The organism is Dyella sp. LX-66 (assembly GCF_018599165.1).
Classification (GTDB): domain Bacteria; phylum Pseudomonadota; class Gammaproteobacteria; order Xanthomonadales; family Rhodanobacteraceae; genus Dyella_D; species Dyella_D marensis.
Genome location: NZ_JAHFVJ010000001.1, coordinates 254163 through 271628, shown reverse-complemented (window position 1 = coordinate 271628; position 17466 = coordinate 254163). Strand labels below are relative to the sequence as shown.

15 protein-coding genes are annotated in these 17466 nt (G+C 68.6%); 11 read left to right on the top strand and 4 right to left on the bottom strand.

The annotated features are described in order from the left end of the window. Positions 1 to 74: 74 nt before the first annotated feature. On the top strand, positions 75 to 500 hold the full coding sequence (locus KK141_RS01290) for a low affinity iron permease family protein (RefSeq protein ID WP_214569668.1): 426 nt from the start codon (positions 75 to 77) through the stop codon (positions 498 to 500). Positions 501 to 504: 4 nt separating this feature from the next. Here KK141_RS01290 and KK141_RS01285 read toward each other — a convergent pair whose 3' ends face one another. After that, positions 505 to 1128 (bottom strand): HNH endonuclease, encoded by a 624-nt coding sequence (locus KK141_RS01285; protein ID WP_214569667.1) that lies wholly within the window; start codon positions 1126 to 1128, stop codon positions 505 to 507. Positions 1129 to 1742: 614 nt separating this feature from the next. On the opposite strand from KK141_RS01285, the gene KK141_RS01280 reads away from it, so the two are divergent. The 4 genes from KK141_RS01280 to KK141_RS01265 all read left to right on the top strand — a co-directional run bounded on the left by KK141_RS01280 (position 1743) and on the right by KK141_RS01265 (position 7986). Then, positions 1743 to 2501: a SapC family protein gene (locus tag KK141_RS01280; protein WP_214569666.1), complete on the top strand. Its 759-nt coding sequence runs from the start codon at positions 1743 to 1745 to the stop codon at positions 2499 to 2501. A gap of 101 nt (positions 2502 to 2602) precedes the next feature. Then, positions 2603 to 4003 (top strand): TolC family protein, encoded by a 1401-nt coding sequence (locus KK141_RS01275; RefSeq protein WP_214569665.1) that lies wholly within the window; start codon positions 2603 to 2605, stop codon positions 4001 to 4003. After that, positions 4000 to 4908 (top strand): hypothetical protein, encoded by a 909-nt coding sequence (locus KK141_RS01270; RefSeq protein WP_214569664.1) that lies wholly within the window; start codon positions 4000 to 4002, stop codon positions 4906 to 4908. Before KK141_RS01275 ends, KK141_RS01270 begins: the two co-directional genes overlap by 4 nt. A 3-nt stretch (positions 4909 to 4911) precedes the next feature. Continuing rightward, positions 4912 to 7986: an efflux RND transporter permease subunit gene (locus KK141_RS01265; RefSeq protein ID WP_214569663.1), complete on the top strand. Its 3075-nt coding sequence runs from the start codon at positions 4912 to 4914 to the stop codon at positions 7984 to 7986. Between the two features lie 3 nt (positions 7987 to 7989). On the opposite strand, the gene KK141_RS01260 is transcribed toward KK141_RS01265, so the two are convergent. The 3 genes from KK141_RS01260 to KK141_RS01250 form a co-directional block, all read right to left on the bottom strand. Then, a complete protein-coding gene (locus tag KK141_RS01260; protein ID WP_214569662.1) occupies positions 7990 to 8463 on the bottom strand; it encodes a GNAT family N-acetyltransferase in 474 nt (157 codons plus the stop codon). A gap of 578 nt (positions 8464 to 9041) precedes the next feature. Then, on the bottom strand, positions 9042 to 10832 hold the full coding sequence (locus KK141_RS01255) for an acyl-CoA dehydrogenase C-terminal domain-containing protein (protein WP_214569661.1): 1791 nt from the start codon (positions 10830 to 10832) through the stop codon (positions 9042 to 9044). Between the two features lie 55 nt (positions 10833 to 10887). Then, positions 10888 to 11382, bottom strand: a complete 495-nt coding sequence (locus KK141_RS01250) for a hypothetical protein (protein WP_214569785.1) — start codon at positions 11380 to 11382, stop codon at positions 10888 to 10890. A gap of 181 nt (positions 11383 to 11563) precedes the next feature. Between KK141_RS01250 and KK141_RS01245 the strand changes: the two genes are divergently transcribed. From KK141_RS01245 to KK141_RS01220, 6 genes are all read left to right on the top strand, one after another. After that, positions 11564 to 12037: an SET domain-containing protein-lysine N-methyltransferase gene (locus tag KK141_RS01245; protein ID WP_214569660.1), complete on the top strand. Its 474-nt coding sequence runs from the start codon at positions 11564 to 11566 to the stop codon at positions 12035 to 12037. 629 nt (positions 12038 to 12666) lie between these two features. Continuing rightward, positions 12667 to 13170, top strand: coding sequence for an RDD family protein (locus tag KK141_RS01240; RefSeq protein ID WP_214569659.1), 504 nt, complete (start codon positions 12667 to 12669; stop codon positions 13168 to 13170). Next, positions 13170 to 13850 carry an RDD family protein gene (locus KK141_RS01235; protein ID WP_214569658.1) on the top strand — a complete coding sequence of 227 codons (681 nt, stop codon included), beginning with the start codon at positions 13170 to 13172 and terminating at the stop codon, positions 13848 to 13850. Before KK141_RS01240 ends, KK141_RS01235 begins: the two co-directional genes overlap by 1 nt. Then, positions 13847 to 14824 carry a stage II sporulation protein M gene (locus KK141_RS01230; protein WP_214569657.1) on the top strand — a complete coding sequence of 326 codons (978 nt, stop codon included), beginning with the start codon at positions 13847 to 13849 and terminating at the stop codon, positions 14822 to 14824. Before KK141_RS01235 ends, KK141_RS01230 begins: the two co-directional genes overlap by 4 nt. Further along, positions 14814 to 16349 carry a DUF4129 domain-containing protein gene (locus KK141_RS01225; protein ID WP_214569656.1) on the top strand — a complete coding sequence of 512 codons (1536 nt, stop codon included), beginning with the start codon at positions 14814 to 14816 and terminating at the stop codon, positions 16347 to 16349. The genes KK141_RS01230 and KK141_RS01225 overlap by 11 nt, the downstream gene beginning before the upstream one ends. Beyond that, complete coding sequence (locus KK141_RS01220) at positions 16346 to 17461, top strand: DUF4350 domain-containing protein (RefSeq protein ID WP_214569655.1); 1116 nt, start codon at positions 16346 to 16348, stop codon at positions 17459 to 17461. Before KK141_RS01225 ends, KK141_RS01220 begins: the two co-directional genes overlap by 4 nt. Positions 17462 to 17466 lie beyond the last annotated feature (5 nt).

Sequence of the window (17466 nt, the reverse complement as noted above, 5' to 3'; positions counted from 1 at the left end):
GCCCCGGGCCGATCTCACGCCCTGCCGACGCCGCGGCGGCCAGTGTGGCTCCGTTCAAGCTGAAGGAGCCTGTGATGAGCCGACAGACGGCATTCCGCCGCTTCGCCGAGGCCACCGCCCGCTACGCCGGCAGACCGGGGGCTTTCCTGCTGGCCGTGCTGCTGATCCTGGGCTGGGCGGTCACCGGCCCGATCTTCCATTTCAACGACACCTGGCAGCTGGTGATCAATACCGGCACCACCATCATCACCTTCCTGATGGTGTTCCTGATCCAGAGCACGCAGAACCGCGATACCGCCGCCCTGCAGATCAAGCTGGACGAGCTGATCTGCAGCAGCAAGGCGCACAACGCCTTGCTGAACCTGGAAAACCTGGACGATCAGCAGTTGGAGCGCATCCGCCGCCACTACGCCCGCCTGGCGGAGAGCGCCCGCGACGACCTCAGCCAGTTCGAGGAAGTGGTGGAGGAAGCACGGGAGCAGGCGCAGGAGCGCCGCTAGGGCTTCAGCCCATCAGGTGGCGGCGGTCGCGCGGCAGGTGGCTGACCAGGAATTCCATCTGGTCGGCCAGGATGTTGCGGTTGGACAGGATCAGGTGCTCCACCCAGCTCGGGCGGTACGGCACCGCCAGCAGCGGCATATTGGCCTGCTGCGGGGTGCGGTTGCTCTTCTTCAGATTGCAGGCCAGGCAGGCGCTGACCACGTTCTCCCACTCGTCCTTGCCCTTCTTGGAGATCGGCAGCACGTGGTCGCGGGTCAGCTCGCCGCGGCTGAAATGGTCGCCGCAGTACAGGCAGATATAGCGGTCGCGGGCGAACAGGGCGGTATTGGTCAGGGTCGGCGCCGGGTCCACCGCATGCTCGCGGCAGTGGCCGGAGCTGGCCACGATCGGGTGCAGCTGCAGCGAGCTGCGCCGGCCCAGATCGCGATTGTGGCCGCCGTAGACGGTCAGGCAGGGCTCGCCCAGGGTCCAGGCGACGGCGTCGCGGACGTACAGGCAGACGGCGTCCTGCCAGCTGATCCAGTCGAGAATGCGGCCCGCCGCGTCCAGGGAGAGGATGCGGGTCGAATGCAGATCGGCGACCTTTCCTGGTCCGTCGATCAGCCGCATGGGAACTTCCATCGGCATGTGTTCCGTCCTTCAAGATGACTCGAGGAGCGTCCAGGCGTTGCTTAGGCGCTGGTTTGCCCGAGCATAAACCAAGTTTCGTTGCAAATTGCGTGCAAATGGGTTCCCGCGAGGGGTTGGGTGCCCGGTTTAGAGGTTTCGCATCCGCATCGGAACGGCGGCCGGGCTGATCGCGGCCGGCGGATCCGCCCGTCTGGAAATTTCCTGGCGCTCACGAAGTAGCTCAATGTTTAGTATGGAAAAATCATCATTTCCAGAGCTGCGCGCACTCCCGAAAGTAAGCGCGTGCTTCGTGCAGGAACGCGTATATGTCGGCCCCTCTCGTGTTTTCCCGGAAAGGCACTTTCGATCTTTTCCTGGCGATGTTTCTGATCCCCCTGCTGTCGTCCGTGCGGTCCTTGGGCCGCCGGCGCGGCCGGTTCACCGCCTGACCGGCCCCGGCGCAGGCAGGTGCGTGCAACTGCTTGTCTCCGCTGGAAGATGCCCGCCTGGGCCGGGATTACGCTTCAACGCGGGCCTGCGATATAGTGCCCATTCATCTGTAGACCCGACGCCGGGTTTGGGAGGGGAAGCCTGGGTGGCGACCCCGGCACGGCGGGGCAGAGGTAAACGACGTGGCTGAAGTTCTTTTCTACGAGCGCCCGGTGCCGCTCAACCGTACCCAACACAAGGATCTGCGCCTGAAGGGCATCCCGAGCCTGCGTTTCGCGGCCGGCGTGCACTCGGTGCCGCTGACCGGCGTGGAATTCCCCGCCGCGGCGCGTGACCTGCCGATCCTGTTCGCCGGCAGCAGCATGGAAGAAGCCGGCCCGATGGCCCTGCTGGGCCTGCGCCAGAACGAGAACCTGTTCGTCGACGGCGACGGCCAGTGGGCGGCCAACACCTACGTGCCGGCCTTCGTGCGCCGCTATCCGTTCGTGCTGGCCGAAAAGCCGGCGGGCGAGGAAGGCGACGACTTCACCGTGTTCCTGGACGAGGCCTACGAAGGCTTCGGCAGCGACGAGGGCGAGCGCCTGTTCCAGGAAGACGGCACCGACAGCGAGATGCTGAAGAACGCCGTGAACTTCCTCGGCGAGTTCCAGCAGCACGTGGGCCGCACGCAGTGGTTCATGGAGCAGGTCCGCAAGCACGACCTGCTCGAGCCGCGCAACATCCGCCTGGAGAAGGACGGCAAGGCGATCAACCTCAACGGCCTGTACGTGGTCAGCGAGGAGAAGCTGCGCAAGCTCGACGCCAAGACCGCGCAGGAATTCCTGCAGGAAGGCGTGTTCGGCTGGATCTACGCGCACCTGCTGTCGCTGTCCAACATCGACCGGGTGGCGCAGCGCCTGGACCAGCTCGAGCAGGTCGAGAGCAAGTCCACCAAGAACTGAGCGCGCTTGCGCGATCGAACAAACGGCGCCCTCGCGGCGCCGTTTTTTTTGGGGCGGCGCATCTAAGCGGCCACTAAGGCCCTGCCGGGAAGATGCGCGGCATGCGACATGCTCTGTTACGCGCCCTGGGCGCCGTCGTCCTGGCCGCGCTCGCCGGTTGCGCACACTACCAGGCACGGCCCATCGATCCCGCCGCCACCGCCGCGCAGTGGCAGGCCCGCCGCCTGGACGATCCGGCGCTGGCCGCGCGCCTGGGCTCCGCCGTGGCGTGGCCGCCCGCGCGCTACGGGCGCGGCGAACTGCTGCTCGCCGCGCTGGTGCTCAACCCCGACCTCGCCGAAGCGCGCGCGCATCTGGCCGAAGCGGACGCCGCGGTGCGCACCGCCAAGGCCTGGCCCAATCCTTCGGTGAACCTGGCGCTGGAGCGCTACGCGCAGGACCAGGCCGGCAGCAGTCCCTGGCTGTGGGGCGTCAGCACCAACTGGCTGATCGATACCGCCGTGCGCCGCCGCCTGCGCGCCGATCTGGCCGATGCCGGCGTGCGCGGCGCGCGGATCGATTACGCCGAGAAAGTGTGGGAAGTGCGCCGCACGCTGCGCACCGCGCTGGCCGACGTGCTGCTGGGCGAACGTCAGCACGCACTGGCCGAAGATGCGGTGGCCAAGGCGACTGCGCTGCAAACCGCGCAGGAACGCCGCCGCGCCCTGGGCGAAGCGATGCCGGCGGACGTATTGCAGGTGGCGCTGGTGCTCGCGCAGGCGCGCGATGCCTCGGCCACGGCGGCGCAGCGTGTAGCCGATGCGCGTGCGCGCCTGGCCCGCGCCGTCGGCCTGCCGGTGCACGCGCTGGATGGCGTCGCACTTGCGTGGGACGACCTCGAATCGCCGCCGCCTCTAGCGGCTGCGCAGCTCGATCAACTGGCAACCCAGGCGCGCCTCTCGCGCCCCGACCTGGAACGCGCCCTCATCGACTACGCCACGCGCGAAACGGAACTGCGCCAGCAATCGCGCATGCAATACCCGCAGATCAGCATCGGCCCCGGCTACACCTACGACCACGGCGTACGCAAACTGCAGTTCAACCTCGGCGCCACGCTGCCGCTGCTCGACCAGAACCAGGGACCGATCGCCGAAGCCGAAGCGCGGCGCGAAGCCGCTGGCCGCCATGTCGAAGCCGTCCAGGCCGGCATCGACAGCGAGATCGAAGGCGCCACCGCGAAACTGGCCGCCGCACGCCAGGCGCTGGATGCCGCCACGCACGGCCGCAGCGCCGCCGAACGCCTGCAGCAACAGACCGCCACCGGCTACGCGCACGGCGAGGACGACCGCCTGGCCGTACTAAACGCGCAACTGGCCACCGTCACCGCCGCACAGGCGCAGCTCGCCGCCGCCGACCAGGCCCAGCAGGCGCTGGGCGCGCTGGAAGATGCCGTACGTACACCGCTGGAAGGCAACGAGGCCGAGCTGCTGCGCGCAGCGGGCCATGCCGGAGATAACCCATGAACGCCGTTCGCTCCTTGCTGCTCGCCGCATCGCTTGCACTGATCGCTGCCGATGCCGCAGCGACCGAAGTGGATGCCGCCACGCAGAACCGCCTCGGTCTCGCGCTGGTCGAGCTGCGCGCCGCGCAGGCGCCGGTCGAGCTGGCGGCCACCGCGGAGGTGCTGGATCCATCCACGCTGGCAAAGATCGCCGACGATATCGCCGCGCTGCAGGCCACGGCCGACGCCTCGAACGCGGAAGCGCGCCGCGTGCAGGCGCTGTTCGCGGCCGACGGCAATATGTCGCGCAAGGCGGTGGAAGCGGCGCGTGCGCAGGCCGCGGTCGACCAGGCGAAGCTGCAGCAGGCACGCACCCAGTTGCGCACGGATTGGGGCAGCGCCATCGCCGCGCTCGATGCGCACACGCTGCATGCGCGCGCGGAAAGCCTGCTCGATGGCCACACAGCCTGGCTCAAGGCCGAGCCACTCGCTGCGCCCACACCCGGATTCCAGGCCGCCGGTGCACAGCTGGGCGATGTCGCCGCGCACGTGCTCGGACCGCTGCCGCGCAGCACCTCGGGTCTCGCCGGTGGCTGGCTGCTTGAAGCGCCGGGTGCGGGCCTGATGCCAGGCATGACGCTCACCGCGCGGTTGCGCGGCGCGGCGGCCGGCGCCGCGGGCGTGCTGCTGCCGCGCGGCGCGGTGGTGCGTTGGAATGGCGTGGCCTGGGCGTATGTCGCCACCGATGCCACGCACTTCGAACGCCGCGCGGTGAACGCATTGGCGATCACGGCGGACGGCTGGATCGTCGGTGCACCGTTCAAGGCTGGCGAGAAAGCAGTGGCGCGCGGCGCGGAAACGCTGATCGCGCTCGATGCCGCGCCCGTTCCCGCGGCCGCCGATGCGGGCAAGCCGGGCGACGACTGAATCATGCTGACCTTTATCGTCCGCGGCGCCTTGCGCCATCCATGGTGGATCGCGCTGCTTGCCACGCTGCTGCTGGTGGTCGGCGTTGCCCATCTGCGCACCGCGCGCTACGACGTGTTTCCCGACTTCGTGCCGGCGGAACTCACCATCCAGGTCGAATCCCCCGGTTTCACCGCGCTGCAGGTGGAGCAGCGCGTGACGCAGCCGATCGAGAACGCTGTCAACGGCGGCACCGACGTCGACGTGGTGCGCTCGCAGTCGATCCAGGGCCTGGCCGTCATCACGGTTGTGTTCAAGGAAGGCAGCGATCCGTTCCGCGACCGCCAGCTGCTGGCCGAGCGCATCGCCGAAGCATCCGCGCGTCTGCCGCAAGGCGTGCAGGCGCCGACCATCAGCCCGATGGTGTCCTCCACCATGGACCTGCTGAAGTTCGGCCTGCTCAGCGACAAGCTCGATCCGCTGGCGCTGCGCTCGCTCGCCGACTGGACGGTGAAGCCGCGCCTGCTCGCGGTGGCCGGCGTGGCCGACGCCACCGTCTTTGGCGGCGGCGTGCGCGAGTGGCAGGTGCGCGTGCATCCGGACCGGCTCGCCGCGTTCGGACTCACGTTGGAGGACGTGCGCGCCGCCGCGGCCGCAGCCAACGGCGTGCGTGGTGCCGGCTACGTCGACACACCCGCGCAGCGCGTAGTGCTGGAAGCCGACGGCACGCTCGCGACGCCAGCGCAGCTGGGCCAGGCGGTGATCACGCAGCACGCGGGGCGCAATGTCACGCTCGCCGACGTGGCGGATGTCGCCGAGCAGGCGGCGCCTGCCTTCGGCGACTCGCGCATCATGGCCAAGCCCGGCGTGCTGGTCGCACTGAACAGCCAGTACGGCGCCAACACGCTGGAAGTCACGCATGCCGTGGAAGCCGCGCTGGACGAACTCAAGCCGATGCTCGCCGCGCAGGGCGTGACCCTGGTGCCCGCGCTGCACCGTCCGGCCACCTTCGTGGAAGTGGCGCTGGCCAATATGCGTGGCGCGCTGCTGCTTGGTGCCGTGCTGGTGCTGGCCGTGCTGGTGCTGTTCCTGCGCGACTGGCGCACCGCGCTGATCTCGTTTCTCAGCATTCCGCTGTCGCTCGCCGTCGCCGTCATGGTGTTTCCGTGGTTCGGCTGGACCATCAACACCATGACCCTGGGCGGCCTGGCGGTGGCGCTGGGCGTGGTGGTGGACGACGCCATCATCGACGTGGAGAACGTGATGCGCCGCCTGCGCCGCGCCGGCTCCACCGCGGTGCGCGCGGAAGTGATCCTCGACGCTTCGCTGGAAGTGCGCCGTCCGGTGGTGCTGGCCACCGTGGTGGTCGGCCTGGTGTTCCTTCCGATCCTGCTGCTTCCCGGCCTGCAGGGCAGTTTCTTCGCACCGCTGGCCGGGGCCTTCCTGCTGGCGACGTTCGCCTCGCTGCTGGTGGCGCTTACGGTGACGCCCGCCTTGTGCCTGTTGCTGCTGCGTGCCGACCGCCGCCATCGCGAGCCGCGCTGGCTCAAGCGCGCCAAGCTGGCGCAGCACCGGTTGCTGGAACGCGCACTGCCGCACGGCCGCGCGTGGCTGATCGGCGCCTTGCTGCTGGGCGCGGCGGCGGTGGCGGTGCTGCCGCTGTTCGGCGCGGCGCTGCTGCCGGAATTCCGCGAAGGACATTTCGTGATCCAGCTGCAGGGGCCGAGCGGCACCTCGCTGGAGGAGATGACGCGCATCGGCGAGCACATGGGCAAGGACGTGCTGGCGATTCCCGGCGTGGCCACCGTGTCGCAGCAGGTCGGCCGCGCCGAAGCGGTGCAGGACACCTGGCCGCCGAATCAGAGCGAATTCCACGTCGAGCTGAAGCCGGGCCTGGGCGCGGCTGATCAGGTGCGCATCGAAACCGCGTTGAAGAACGTGGTGGATGGCTATCCGGGTTTCAGCGGCGAGGTGGTGACCTTCCTCGGCGACCGCATCGGCGAATCGCTGTCCGGCGAAACCGCGCCGGTGACGATCAGCATCTACGGCAACGACCTGGACACGCTCGACCGGCTCGCCGAGAAGGTGAAGCAGTCGATGCAGTCCGTACCCGGCAATGGCAGCGTGCGCTTATCCGATGCACCCACCGTGCCCACCCTGCGCATCGCACCGCAAGCGGAACGTCTCGCCGCGTACGGCCTGCGTATGACCGACGTGCTCGACGCGGTGGCCGCCGCGCACCAGGGCGTGGTGGCGGGCGAAGTGTTCGACGGCGTGCAGCCGATCGCCGTGCGCCTGCGGCTGGATCCTTCAGCGCAGCGCGATCCGGAGACCGTGGGCCAGCTGCTGTTGCGTAGTCCCGCCGGACGCAACGTGCCGCTGTCCGCCGTGGCCGATACCGATCTGCTCGAAGGCCGCGCCAACGTGCTGCACGAAGGCGGCCGGCGGCGGCTGGTGCTGGCGGTGTATCCGGCTACCGCCGACGTGGTCGGCTTCGTCGACCAGGCGCGCGCGGTGCTTGCGAAGAGCGTGCCGCTACCGGCCGGTTATTACGTCGAATTCGGCGGCACCGCCGAAGGCGCCACGCAAGCGCGCCACGACCTGCTGCTGCATGGCGGGCTGGCCGGCGTGGGCATCGTCGCGCTGCTGCTCGCCGCGTTTCCGGACCGGCGCAGCGTGGCGCTGGTGCTGGCCAACGTGCCGTTCGCGCTGGTCGGCGGCGTGATCGCCGCGGGGTTGGCCGGCGGTGTGCTGTCGATCGGTGCGCTGGTGGGTTTCGTCACGCTGTTCGGCATCTCCGCGCGCAACAGCATCATGCTGGTGTCGCACTATGAGCATCTGGTGCGCGTGGAGGGGGCGCACTGGAACCGCCACACCGTGCTGCGCGGCGCGCGCGAGCGGTTGACGCCGATCCTGATGACCGCCCTGGTGACCGCGCTGGGCCTGCTGCCGCTGGCGCTGGGCAATGGCGAACCGGGACGCGAGGTGGAAGGGCCGATGGCGATCGTGATTCTCGGCGGCCTGGCCAGTTCGACCCTGCTCAACCTGCTGGTGCTGCCGGCGCTGGCCGGGCGCTATCTGCGCCTGGCCAGGCCGTAGCGTTCAGCGCACCGGCTTGGCCAGCCGCAGCAGGTCGGCGCCGTAGCCGGCTTCCTCGTAGATCTTGCGCGCGCGTTCGTTGCCGGGAAACACGGCCAGCGTGATCAGGTGGCAGCGGTGTTCGCGCGCCCAGGCTTCGGCGTGTTCGAGCAGGGCGCGGCCCACGCCCTGGCCTTCGTGCGTCTGCGCGACGGCGAGGTCGGAGATGTGGCAGTTCACGCGGCCGGTGAAGTAGTCCTGGGTCTTCTGCAGGTGGACGAAGCCGACCGGGCTGCCGTCGTCGTCTTCGGCGACGAACAGGAAGCTGTTGGCCGGTTGTTCTTCCAGGTGGCGCGAGAGGTCCTTGCGGATGCCGTCGATGCATTCGTGGCGTTTGCGCCAGTTCGGCAGATGGAAATCGACGAAGCGGGGGACCAGGCCGAGGATGAAGTCGTCATCGTCTTCGGCTAGACGGATCAGGAACGTGGGGTCGCTCATGCGCTTGGGCGTCTTGGGGGCCGGGGGTTGGTTCTACACCCGGAGTGTGGGTGGGCGGAAGTACCGCCCTATGCTCGTCATCCCGGCGCAGGCCGGGATCCAGTGGCGGTATCGCCGGGTTGTCGCGTTGCGGTTGGTTGTCTCGCCGTTGGCGAGTGTTTCGTGCCGCTGCCGCGGCCCGACTTACTTTCTCTTGCGTGCCCAAGAGAAAGTAAGCAAAGAGAAGGGCACCCTGCTTGGCGCCCTCAGCAGCGAAGCTGCTGAGGGTCCGTGAGGGCTGGCCGGGCTTTTTGACAGGGCATCCATGCCCTGATCAAAAAGGCGGGGACATCGTGTCCCCGCCCCCTGCGGGGCCTTTTCGTCCAGCCCTCACCGCCGGCGCCAAGGGGACCCGGTGGATCAAGAGCAAGATCAAGAGCAAAAGCGCGCAAGCGGAACGCCGCGGTTGCGCCGCGTGCTCTTCGCTGGATTTTCGCCCCGCCCTACATCCCCCTCTCCCCTCCGGGGAGAGGGTCGGGGTGAGGGGCCGGCCGGAGCGGTGAGTTAAAGCTCACCGCAACCTGAGCAGCACGACAGCCTCAGCCAATCGCCGGCAGCGTACCCACGCCCGCTTCAATCGCCGCCTTGTGCGTCAAGCAACGCGGCAGCATGCGTGCGAAGTAGAACGACGCGGTGTCGCGCTTGGCCTGCTTGAAGGCTTCGGACTGGCCGCTCGCGTTTGCTGCGGCAACGCTGCGCGCCCACACGTAAGCCAGGGTGGCGTAGCCGGAGTAGTACAGGTAGTCGATCGCGGCGGCGCCCAGTTCCTCCGGATTGCCCTGCACGCGCGCGGCCAGGGCCAGGGTCAGGTCGGCCCATTCCTTGGCGGTCTTGGCCAGGGGGGCGATCAGGGGGAGCAGGGCGGGGTCCTGGGCGTGCTGCTGGCAGAAGGCCTGGATTTCCTGCAGGAACAGCTTGAAGCCGGCGCCTTGCAGCTGGAGGATCTTGCGGCCCAGCAGGTCGGCGGCCTGGATGCCGGTGGTGCCTTCGTACAGGGTGATGATGCGGGCGTCGCGGACGAACTGCTCCACGCCGCTTTCCACGATATAGCCGTGGCCGCCGTAGACCTGCAGCGCTTCCTTGGTCGACTCCTGCGCCAGCTCGGTGACCAGGCCCTTGGCGATCGGAATCAGGAACGCGACCAGGTCGCTCGCGTTCTTGCGCGCGGCTTCGTCGGTGGCGCGCGCTTCCACGTCAGTCTGCAGCGAGGTGTATAGCAGCAGGGCGCGCGAGCCTTCCACGATGGCGCGCTGGGTCAGCAGCATGCGGCGCACGTCGGGCTGCACCAGCAGGTTGTCGGCGGGCTTGTCGGGGAACTTCGGACCGGACAGCGCGCGGCCCTGCAGGCGCTCGCGCGCATAGTTCGAGCTGTTCTGCAGCGCGCGCTCGGCCAGCGCCAGGCCCTGCACGCCGACGCCCAGGCGCGCGGCATTCATCATGGTGAACATCGCAGCCAGGCCCTTGTGCGGCTGGCCGATCAGGTAACCCTCGGCGGCATCGAAATTCATCACGCAGGTGGCCGAGCCGCGCAGGCCCATCTTGTGCTCGATATTGCTGGCCACCACGGTGTTGCGCGCGCCCAGCGAGCCATCCGCATTCACCTTGAACTTCGGCACGATGAACATCGAGATGCCGCGGCTGCCGGCCGGTGCGTCGGGCAGGCGGGCCAGCACCAGGTGGATGATGTTTTCGGCCAGGTCGTGCTCGCCGGCGCTGATGAAGATCTTGGTGCCACTGATCTTATAGGCGCCGTCCTTGTAGCTGCCGTTGTCGCCGGGTTCGGCGCGCGTCTTCAGCAGGCCCAGGTCCGAACCGGCCTGCGGCTCGGTCAGGCACATGGTGCCGGTCCAGCGGCCTTCGACGATGGGCTTGAGGTAGGTGTTCTGCTGTTCTTCGGTGCCGTGCAGCTCCATCGCGTGGCAGGCGCCTTCGGACAGCAGCGGGTAGAGGCTCCACGACAGGTTGCCGGCCTGGAAGATCTCGGTGGTGGCGGTGCCCACCGTATTGGGCAGGGCCTGGCCGCCGAAATGCTCAGCCTGGGTCAGGCCGGTCCAGCCGCCTTCGGCGAAGGCCTTGAAGGCTTCCTTGAAGCCCTTGGGCGTGGTCACCGTCTGCGCGGCCTTGTCGTACTTGCAGCCTTCCTCGTCGCCGCTGGCGTTGAACGGCGCGAGCAGCGCCTCGCTCAGGCGGCCGGCTTCTTCCAGCACCGCGTCGAGCAGGTCGCGCGTATGGCCATCGCCGCCCTGCAGCTTGGTCAGGGTCGCTTCCGCGCCCAGCACGTCGTAGAGGGCGAAGCGCAGATCGTCGAGGGGAGCCTTGTAGATGGTCATTGCGGGTTCCTGCTTGGAATGCGGTGAGGAAAGTGGTGAAAAGCGCGGCGCGTGCTCAGCGCCAGGTGTTGGCGATGCCCGGCACCGGCGAGAGCCAGTCGTTGCCGTGGAATTCGAAATCGCGGGCCTGGTCTTCCTGTTCCGGCTTGGCGTTGGCGCGGCCCACCACGCTGTACGGCACCGAGCCGCTGCTGCCCTTGGCCGCCGCCGCGGCGAGCGCCTGGCTCATTTCCGGCGTGGGCAGCACGTTGACGCGGGTGATGTCGCCGGCGAAGGCGGGGATGTCCAGGTCGAACTTGGCATGCAGGCGCACCGGCACCAGTTCGGCCAGCTTCAATTCGCCGTCGACCGAGCGGAAATTCATGCCGCCATAGCTGTTGTTCTGGATGCGCACGGTGAGCTGCCACTGCCCGTCCGGCCGCACCGTCATCTCCTGGATGCTGATGGTGGGCGGGAACACGCTCTTGCGCGGCGGGCCGCAGGCAACCATCCCCAGCGAGAGCAGGCCAAGCAACAGCAGCAGGGGGATCAGGCGGTACAGCCGACGCAACATGGCCACTCCAAACGATCGTTTGAATGGCGATTCTGCCATGAGAAAGGGAAAGGGGAACAGGGAGCGGGGAACATGCGGGTCGGCGTGCGTCGGGACTCGCGATTTCCTTCATGTTCCCCGTTCCCCGCTCCCCCCGAACAAGGCATCATCTCCATTTCCCCGAGCCAGGTTCCTCCCCATGTCCCGTCGTTTCATCGCACGCCGCTCCCCCATCCACGGCAATGGCGTGTTCGCCACCGCGCCGATCAAGAAGGGCGAGGAGATCGTCGAGTACAAGGGCACGCTGATGACGCACCAGGAAGCCGACGTGATGTACGGCGACGGCGGCGAAACCGGCCACACCTTCCTGTTCACCCTCAACGACGAATACCTGATCGACGCCAACCGCAAAGGCAATACGGCGCGCTGGATCAACCACAGCTGCGACCCGAACTGCCAGGCCCTGGTCCTGGAAGCCGACGGCGACGACCGCCGCAAGGACCAGGTCTTCATCGAAGCCATCCGCAGCATCAAGCCCGGCGAAGAACTCACCTACGACTACGGCATCACCCTGGACGTCCCCCACACCGCCCGCCTGAAAAAGGTCTGGAAGTGCCTGTGCGGCTCCCCCAAGTGCATCGGCACCATGCTCAAACCCAAGCGCGGCCGCTGAGCCCCGCGAGCAAGAAAAAAAGCCGCGTGCAGAACACGCGGCTTTTTTCTTGCCCCGCGCAAGCGATGGGCCTGCTGTGCAGAGAGCAAAGCTGACCTCAGCCCTCGAACTTCCGCTCACCGCTCCGCCCGGCCCCTCACCCTGCCCTCTCCCCGGAGGGGAGAGGGGTGAAGGGGTGGGGCGGGCAGGAACGAAGAGCAGAAGCTGGCACCAGTCCTTGAACCTCCTCTTCGCCACGGCACGTTGAAGAACCCGCTACGTAAACGCACAGTCGTTTCGTATAGACCCAGGTTAATCAGGCTACCGCAGCCGCCCACCGCTCCTTCTAGTCGCGTCGCGAGCCTTTGACTTGAGGCTATTTCTCTTTGGTTACTTTCTCTTTGAGCCAGCAAAGAGAAAGTAACTCGGGCGCCGGCAGGCGTCCGAAATGCCCGCTGCATAAGCGGCCCAATCGCGATACCGCGAAAACCAGGCGACACAGTCACCGGATCCCAGCTTCCGCTGGGATGACGAGCAGGGGGGAGGCCCCCGAGGCGTCCCCCTCACACGTCATGCACACGCGAGAAATCCTCCCTATACTCCCCGAGTGCCTGCTATGGGGGCTGGCACTCATCCACAAGGACGGAACCATGGAAAAGGAACAGAACTACTACGCCGCGCCGCAAGCCGCCGTGGCGGACGTCGGGGGCTACTCGGAACAGGATCTCGAGTCGCGCAAGGCCACACGAGGCCAGCGCCTCGGCGCAGCCCTGCTCGACGGCTTGATCGTCGGCGTGGGCGCCGTGCTGGTCGGCATCGGCGGCGCGGCAGCCAGCAAGGGCGAGGGCGGCCTGGTCGCGGTGGCGGTCGGCATGCTCATCATCCTGGGCATCTTCGTCGTCAACTGCGTGCTGCTGCACCAGAACGCCCAGACCATCGGCAAGAAAGTGCTCGGCATCAAGATCGTGCGCACCAACGGCGATCGCATCGGCCTGGGCCGCATCATCGGCATGCGCATCATCCCGATCAGCCTGCTCGGTGCGATTCCCTACCTCGGCGGCTTCATTTCTCTGGCCGACTCGCTGGTGATCTTCGGCGCCGAACGCCGCTGCCTGCACGACATGATCGCGGACACCATCGTCATCACCGACTGATGCTGGATACGCTCCGGCAGATCGAAACACCCGAAGGGGTGTTTCTACGCCTGCGCGCGGCCGGCGCACTGCCGCGCGCGCAGGCGTGGACGATCGATTTCGTGCTGCGCATGCTGGTGTTCTGGATCGGCATGATTCCCCTCTCGCTGCTCGGTACGGCGGGCGCGGGCGTCGGCGCCTTGCTGATGTTCGTACTGATGTGGGCCTATGCGGTGGTGTGCGAGGTGTGGTTCGGCGGACAGACGCTGGGCAAGCGCGCCATGGGCCTGCGCGTGGTCAGCGCCGACGGCGCGCCGGTGACCCTGGTGCCGTCGGTGCTGCGCAACCTGCTGCGCGTGGTGGACATCCTGCCCGGCGTGTATGCGGTGGGGCTGGCCAGCACGCTGATCGACCCTTACGGGCGCCGCCTCGGCGACGTCATCGCCGGCACCCTGGTGATCCACGGCGGCGAACTGCCGGCCGGCAGCCAGGTGCCCAACGTGGCGCCGGTGGCGCCGCCGCCGGGCTTGGCCGCGGACGAGCAGGCGGTGATTGTGGAATTCGCCGAACGCTGCGCGCAGCTCACGCCGCAGCGCCAGCAGGAACTGGCCGACCTGCTGCAACCGCTCACCGGTTGCAGCGGCGACGCGGGCGTGCAGCGCCTGCTCGGCTATGCCAACTGGCTGCTGGGGCGCGCATGAAGCAGGAACGGTTCGTCGCCCTGCATCGCGAGGAATGGAGCGAACTGCAACGCTGGCTCGACCTGGTCGAGCGCAAGCAGCGCCAGGCTCTGCGCGATCCGCGCGCGAGTGGTTTTCCGGTCGAATACCGCCGCCTGTGCCATCACCTGGCGCTGGCGCGCGCGCGCGGCTACAGCCGCGAAGTCACCGACCGCCTGCAGCGCATGGTGCAGCAGGGCCATCGCCTGCTGTACCGCCCGCCGGCGCCGCGCTGGCATCGCGCGCTCACTTTCTTGATCGCGGGGTTTCCGCGGCTGGTGCGCAGCGAGTGGCGCTGCATGGCGGCCGCGGCGGTGCTGTTCTTCGGGCCGGCGCTGTTCTGCCTGATCGCGCTGCAGTTCCATCCGGAATGGGCGCATTCGATCTTCGGCAGCGGGCAGCTGGCCGAGTTCGAGAAGATGTACGACCCGAGCAACGACAAGATCGGCCGCAGCAGCGGAACCGATATGGCGATGTTCGGCACCTACGTGATGAACAACGTCAGCATCGCGTTCCGTACTTTCGCCTCCGGCCTGGTGCTGGGCGTGGGGGCGGTCTACGTGCTGGCCGCCAACGGCGTGATCATCGGCGGCGTCGCCGGCCATCTCACCCAGATGGGCTACGGCGGGCCGTTCTGGCGCTTCGTCGCCGCGCATGCCGCGTTCGAACTCACCGCGCTGGTGATCGCCGGCGGCGCGGGCCTGCGGCTGGGCCTCACCTTGCTGGCGCCGGGGCGGCAGCGGCGCGGGCCGGCGATGGTGGCGGCGGGCTGGATCGGCGCGCAGCTTGCGCTGGGCGCATTCGCCATGCTGCTGGTGGCCGCGGCGATCGAGGCATTCTGGTCGTCGATCGCTTCGTTCCCGGATGTATTGAAGTTCGGCAGCGCCGCGGTCCTGTGGGTGCTGGTGATCGGCTGGCTGTGGCGCGGCGGCGCGGAGGGCAGCGATGGAGCTTGAACGCATCACCGTGGCCCTGCGTCCGCGCACGGCGCGCGAGGCGGTCGACCTCGGCGCGGCCATGCTGCGCGCGCATGCCAGAACCGTGTGGTCCGCGTGGTTCGCCTTCAGCCTGCCGGTGGCGGCGCTGTGCATCGCCCTGGGCTGGCTGCTGCACTGGCCCTGGCTGGCCACGCTGCTGATCTGGTGGTTGCTGCCGCTGTTCGACCGCGTGCCGCTGTACGTGCTGTCGCGCGCCGTGTTCGAGCGCGCGCCGCGCTGGCGCGAAACGCTGCGCGGCCAGCGCCAGTGGCGCTGGGGCGGCACCATCGCCTCGATCACCTGGCGGCGCATCGACAGCCATCGCGCGCTGCGCCTGCCGATGGAATTGCTGGAAGGCCTTGCGGGCAAGCAGCGCAGCGAGCGCTGGCGCGTGCTGCGGCGGCCGATCGGCACCGAGGCCTCGTCGCTCGCCTTCGGCTGTATGGAACTGATGCTGGTGATCTTCCTCGGCCTGTTCCTGTCGGTAGTGTTGTTCATTCCCGCCGAGCTGATGCCCGACTGGGTGCGCGGCTCGGTAGGCGGCGTCGCTCGCCGCACGCCCGAAGTCACCGGCGCGCTGATCGCCGGCGTGGCCTACCTGGCCTGGAGCGCGATCGAGCCGCTGCACGTGGCCGCCGGTTTCGCGCTCTATCTCAACCGCCGCACGCAGCTGGAAGCCTGGGACGTGGACCTGGCCTTCCGCCGCCTGCGCGACCGCTGGCTCGCCGCCGGCCGCGCCGCCGCCGTGCTGCTGCTGGCGCTGGTTTGCGCCTGTCCGCACGGCGCCTGGGCGCAGAAGGTCGCGGCGCTGAAGAAGGAAGAAGCGCCGGTCACCCGGATCGAAGAAGCCTTTGCCGTGCCCGCCAGCAACAGCGACAAGCGCTTCGCCACCGCGGCAGCGGAAGCCTTCCGCGATCCGCGCTTCGGCGGCGAGCACAAGGACCACACCTGGAGGCCGCGCAACTGGTCGTGGGATCCCAAGCCGGTCAAGCTCGGGCGCTCGCCGTTCGAAGGTTTCGGCAATGTGTTCGCGATCGGCGTGAAGGGCTTGTTCGCCTTGCTGCTGATCGGCTTGATCGTCGCCATCGCGGTGTATGTGATCCGCCGTGCGCGCATGCCGGTGATCGCGGCGCGCACGCGCGGCGAGGCGAAGCTGGACACGCACCTGGAGACCATCGAGGTGCAGGAGGTGCTGCCGGACGACCTGGCCGGCGCCACGCACCGCCTGTGGAGCGGCGGACATCGCCGCGAGGCGCTGGCGCTGCTCTATCGCGGCTGCGTCGAACAGGTGGCCGCGGCGCTGCAGGTGCCGGTGGAACAGGACGCCACCGAGGCGGACTGCCTGCGCAGCGCGCGCCGGCTGGGCGACACGCAGCGGCGCCAGCGCGCCGAGGCGATCGTGCGCGCCTGGCAGTACGCGGCCTATGCGGACCGTTATCCGCGCGACGAGGATTTCGCCCGCCTGCTCGATGGCTGGCCCGCACGGCACGGGAGCGCGGCATGAATCGCGCGCCGGTGATGGTGATCGTGCTGGCTTGCGTGCTCGCGGTGGGCCTGGTCGGTTTCTTTACTCTGTTCGAGCGGCAGGAAGTCACCGTGCCGGCGGAGGCGAAGGGCGAGGCGAGGTACAACCGCTTCTTCGCGCTGGAGCGCACGCTGGCCAAGCTCGACATTCCGGTGAGCTCCATCGCCACGTTGTCGCCGAGCCGCGTGCCGCTGGGCGAGAACGACACGCTGGTGCTGGGCGACGGTCTCGAACGCATCGACGTGGACGATGCGCAGCGCATCGCCGACTGGGTCAACGCTGGCGGCCGCCTGGTGCTGGCGCCGGGCGCGGCGGGCGATGCCGCGCATACGCCGCTGCTGGAGGCGCTGGGTGGGCTCTCGTCCAAGCGCATGGAAGAAGGCTGCGACCGGCTGAGCACGGATGCGCCGAACAAGAGCGAGGCCAGTTTCGTGCTGTGCGGCCCGCGCTTCCTGCTCGACGACGAAGCCGCCGAGAACGCGGACATGCTCATCGGCGACCAGAAGCGCGGCTACTCCTTCGCGCGCTACTTCGCCGGCGACGGCGAAGTGAGCCTGCTGTCCGACCTGGCGCCGCTCTCGAACCGCGAGCTGAGCCACGCGGCGCAGCAGCGCTTCGCCCTGCGCGTGCTGGCGCCGTCGGAGGAGCGTCACGTGTGGCTGCTCTACGCGCTGGACGGTCCCTCCTTCTGGCTCGCGCTGTTCACCCGCGGCTGGCCCGGCCTGCTCGCGCTCACCGTCCTGCTGCTGGCCTGGATGGCGATGCGCAGCGCGCGGCTGGGCCCGTTGATGCCGGCGCCGCCGCTGCAGCGCCGTGCGCTGCTGGAGCATGTGCAGGCGGCCGGCGAATTCCTCTATCGGCGCGATGCGGGCCTCGGCCTGCACGCGCTGGCCTGCCGCGCCGCGCTGGCGCGCGCGCGGCGGCAGGATCCGTCCTGTGCCGAGCTCGAAGGCGAGGCGCTGTACGAACGCCTGGCCGACCGCCACGGCGTCGATCCCGCGCAGCTGGCGCGGGCTTTCCAGATCCCCGCGAACGCCAACGCGTTCCGCGAAAGCATCACCACCCTGGCGCGACTCAGGAGCCGCCCATGACCACC

Coding starts and splice junctions, on each gene's coding strand:
- KK141_RS01290 (WP_214569668.1), top strand. CDS start 75: ATGAGCCGACAGACGGCATTCCGCCGCTTCGCCGAGGCCACCGCCCGC.
- KK141_RS01285 (WP_214569667.1), bottom strand. CDS start 1,128: ATGCCGATGGAAGTTCCCATGCGGCTGATCGACGGACCAGGAAAGGTC.
- KK141_RS01275 (WP_214569665.1), top strand. CDS start 2,603: ATGCGACATGCTCTGTTACGCGCCCTGGGCGCCGTCGTCCTGGCCGCG.
- KK141_RS01270 (WP_214569664.1), top strand. CDS start 4,000: ATGAACGCCGTTCGCTCCTTGCTGCTCGCCGCATCGCTTGCACTGATC.
- KK141_RS01265 (WP_214569663.1), top strand. CDS start 4,912: ATGCTGACCTTTATCGTCCGCGGCGCCTTGCGCCATCCATGGTGGATC.
- KK141_RS01260 (WP_214569662.1), bottom strand. CDS start 8,463: ATGAGCGACCCCACGTTCCTGATCCGTCTAGCCGAAGACGATGACGAC.
- KK141_RS01255 (WP_214569661.1), bottom strand. CDS start 10,832: ATGACCATCTACAAGGCTCCCCTCGACGATCTGCGCTTCGCCCTCTAC.
- KK141_RS01245 (WP_214569660.1), top strand. CDS start 11,564: ATGTCCCGTCGTTTCATCGCACGCCGCTCCCCCATCCACGGCAATGGC.
- KK141_RS01240 (WP_214569659.1), top strand. CDS start 12,667: ATGGAAAAGGAACAGAACTACTACGCCGCGCCGCAAGCCGCCGTGGCG.
- KK141_RS01235 (WP_214569658.1), top strand. CDS start 13,170: ATGCTGGATACGCTCCGGCAGATCGAAACACCCGAAGGGGTGTTTCTA.
- KK141_RS01230 (WP_214569657.1), top strand. CDS start 13,847: ATGAAGCAGGAACGGTTCGTCGCCCTGCATCGCGAGGAATGGAGCGAA.
- KK141_RS01225 (WP_214569656.1), top strand. CDS start 14,814: ATGGAGCTTGAACGCATCACCGTGGCCCTGCGTCCGCGCACGGCGCGC.
- KK141_RS01220 (WP_214569655.1), top strand. CDS start 16,346: ATGAATCGCGCGCCGGTGATGGTGATCGTGCTGGCTTGCGTGCTCGCG.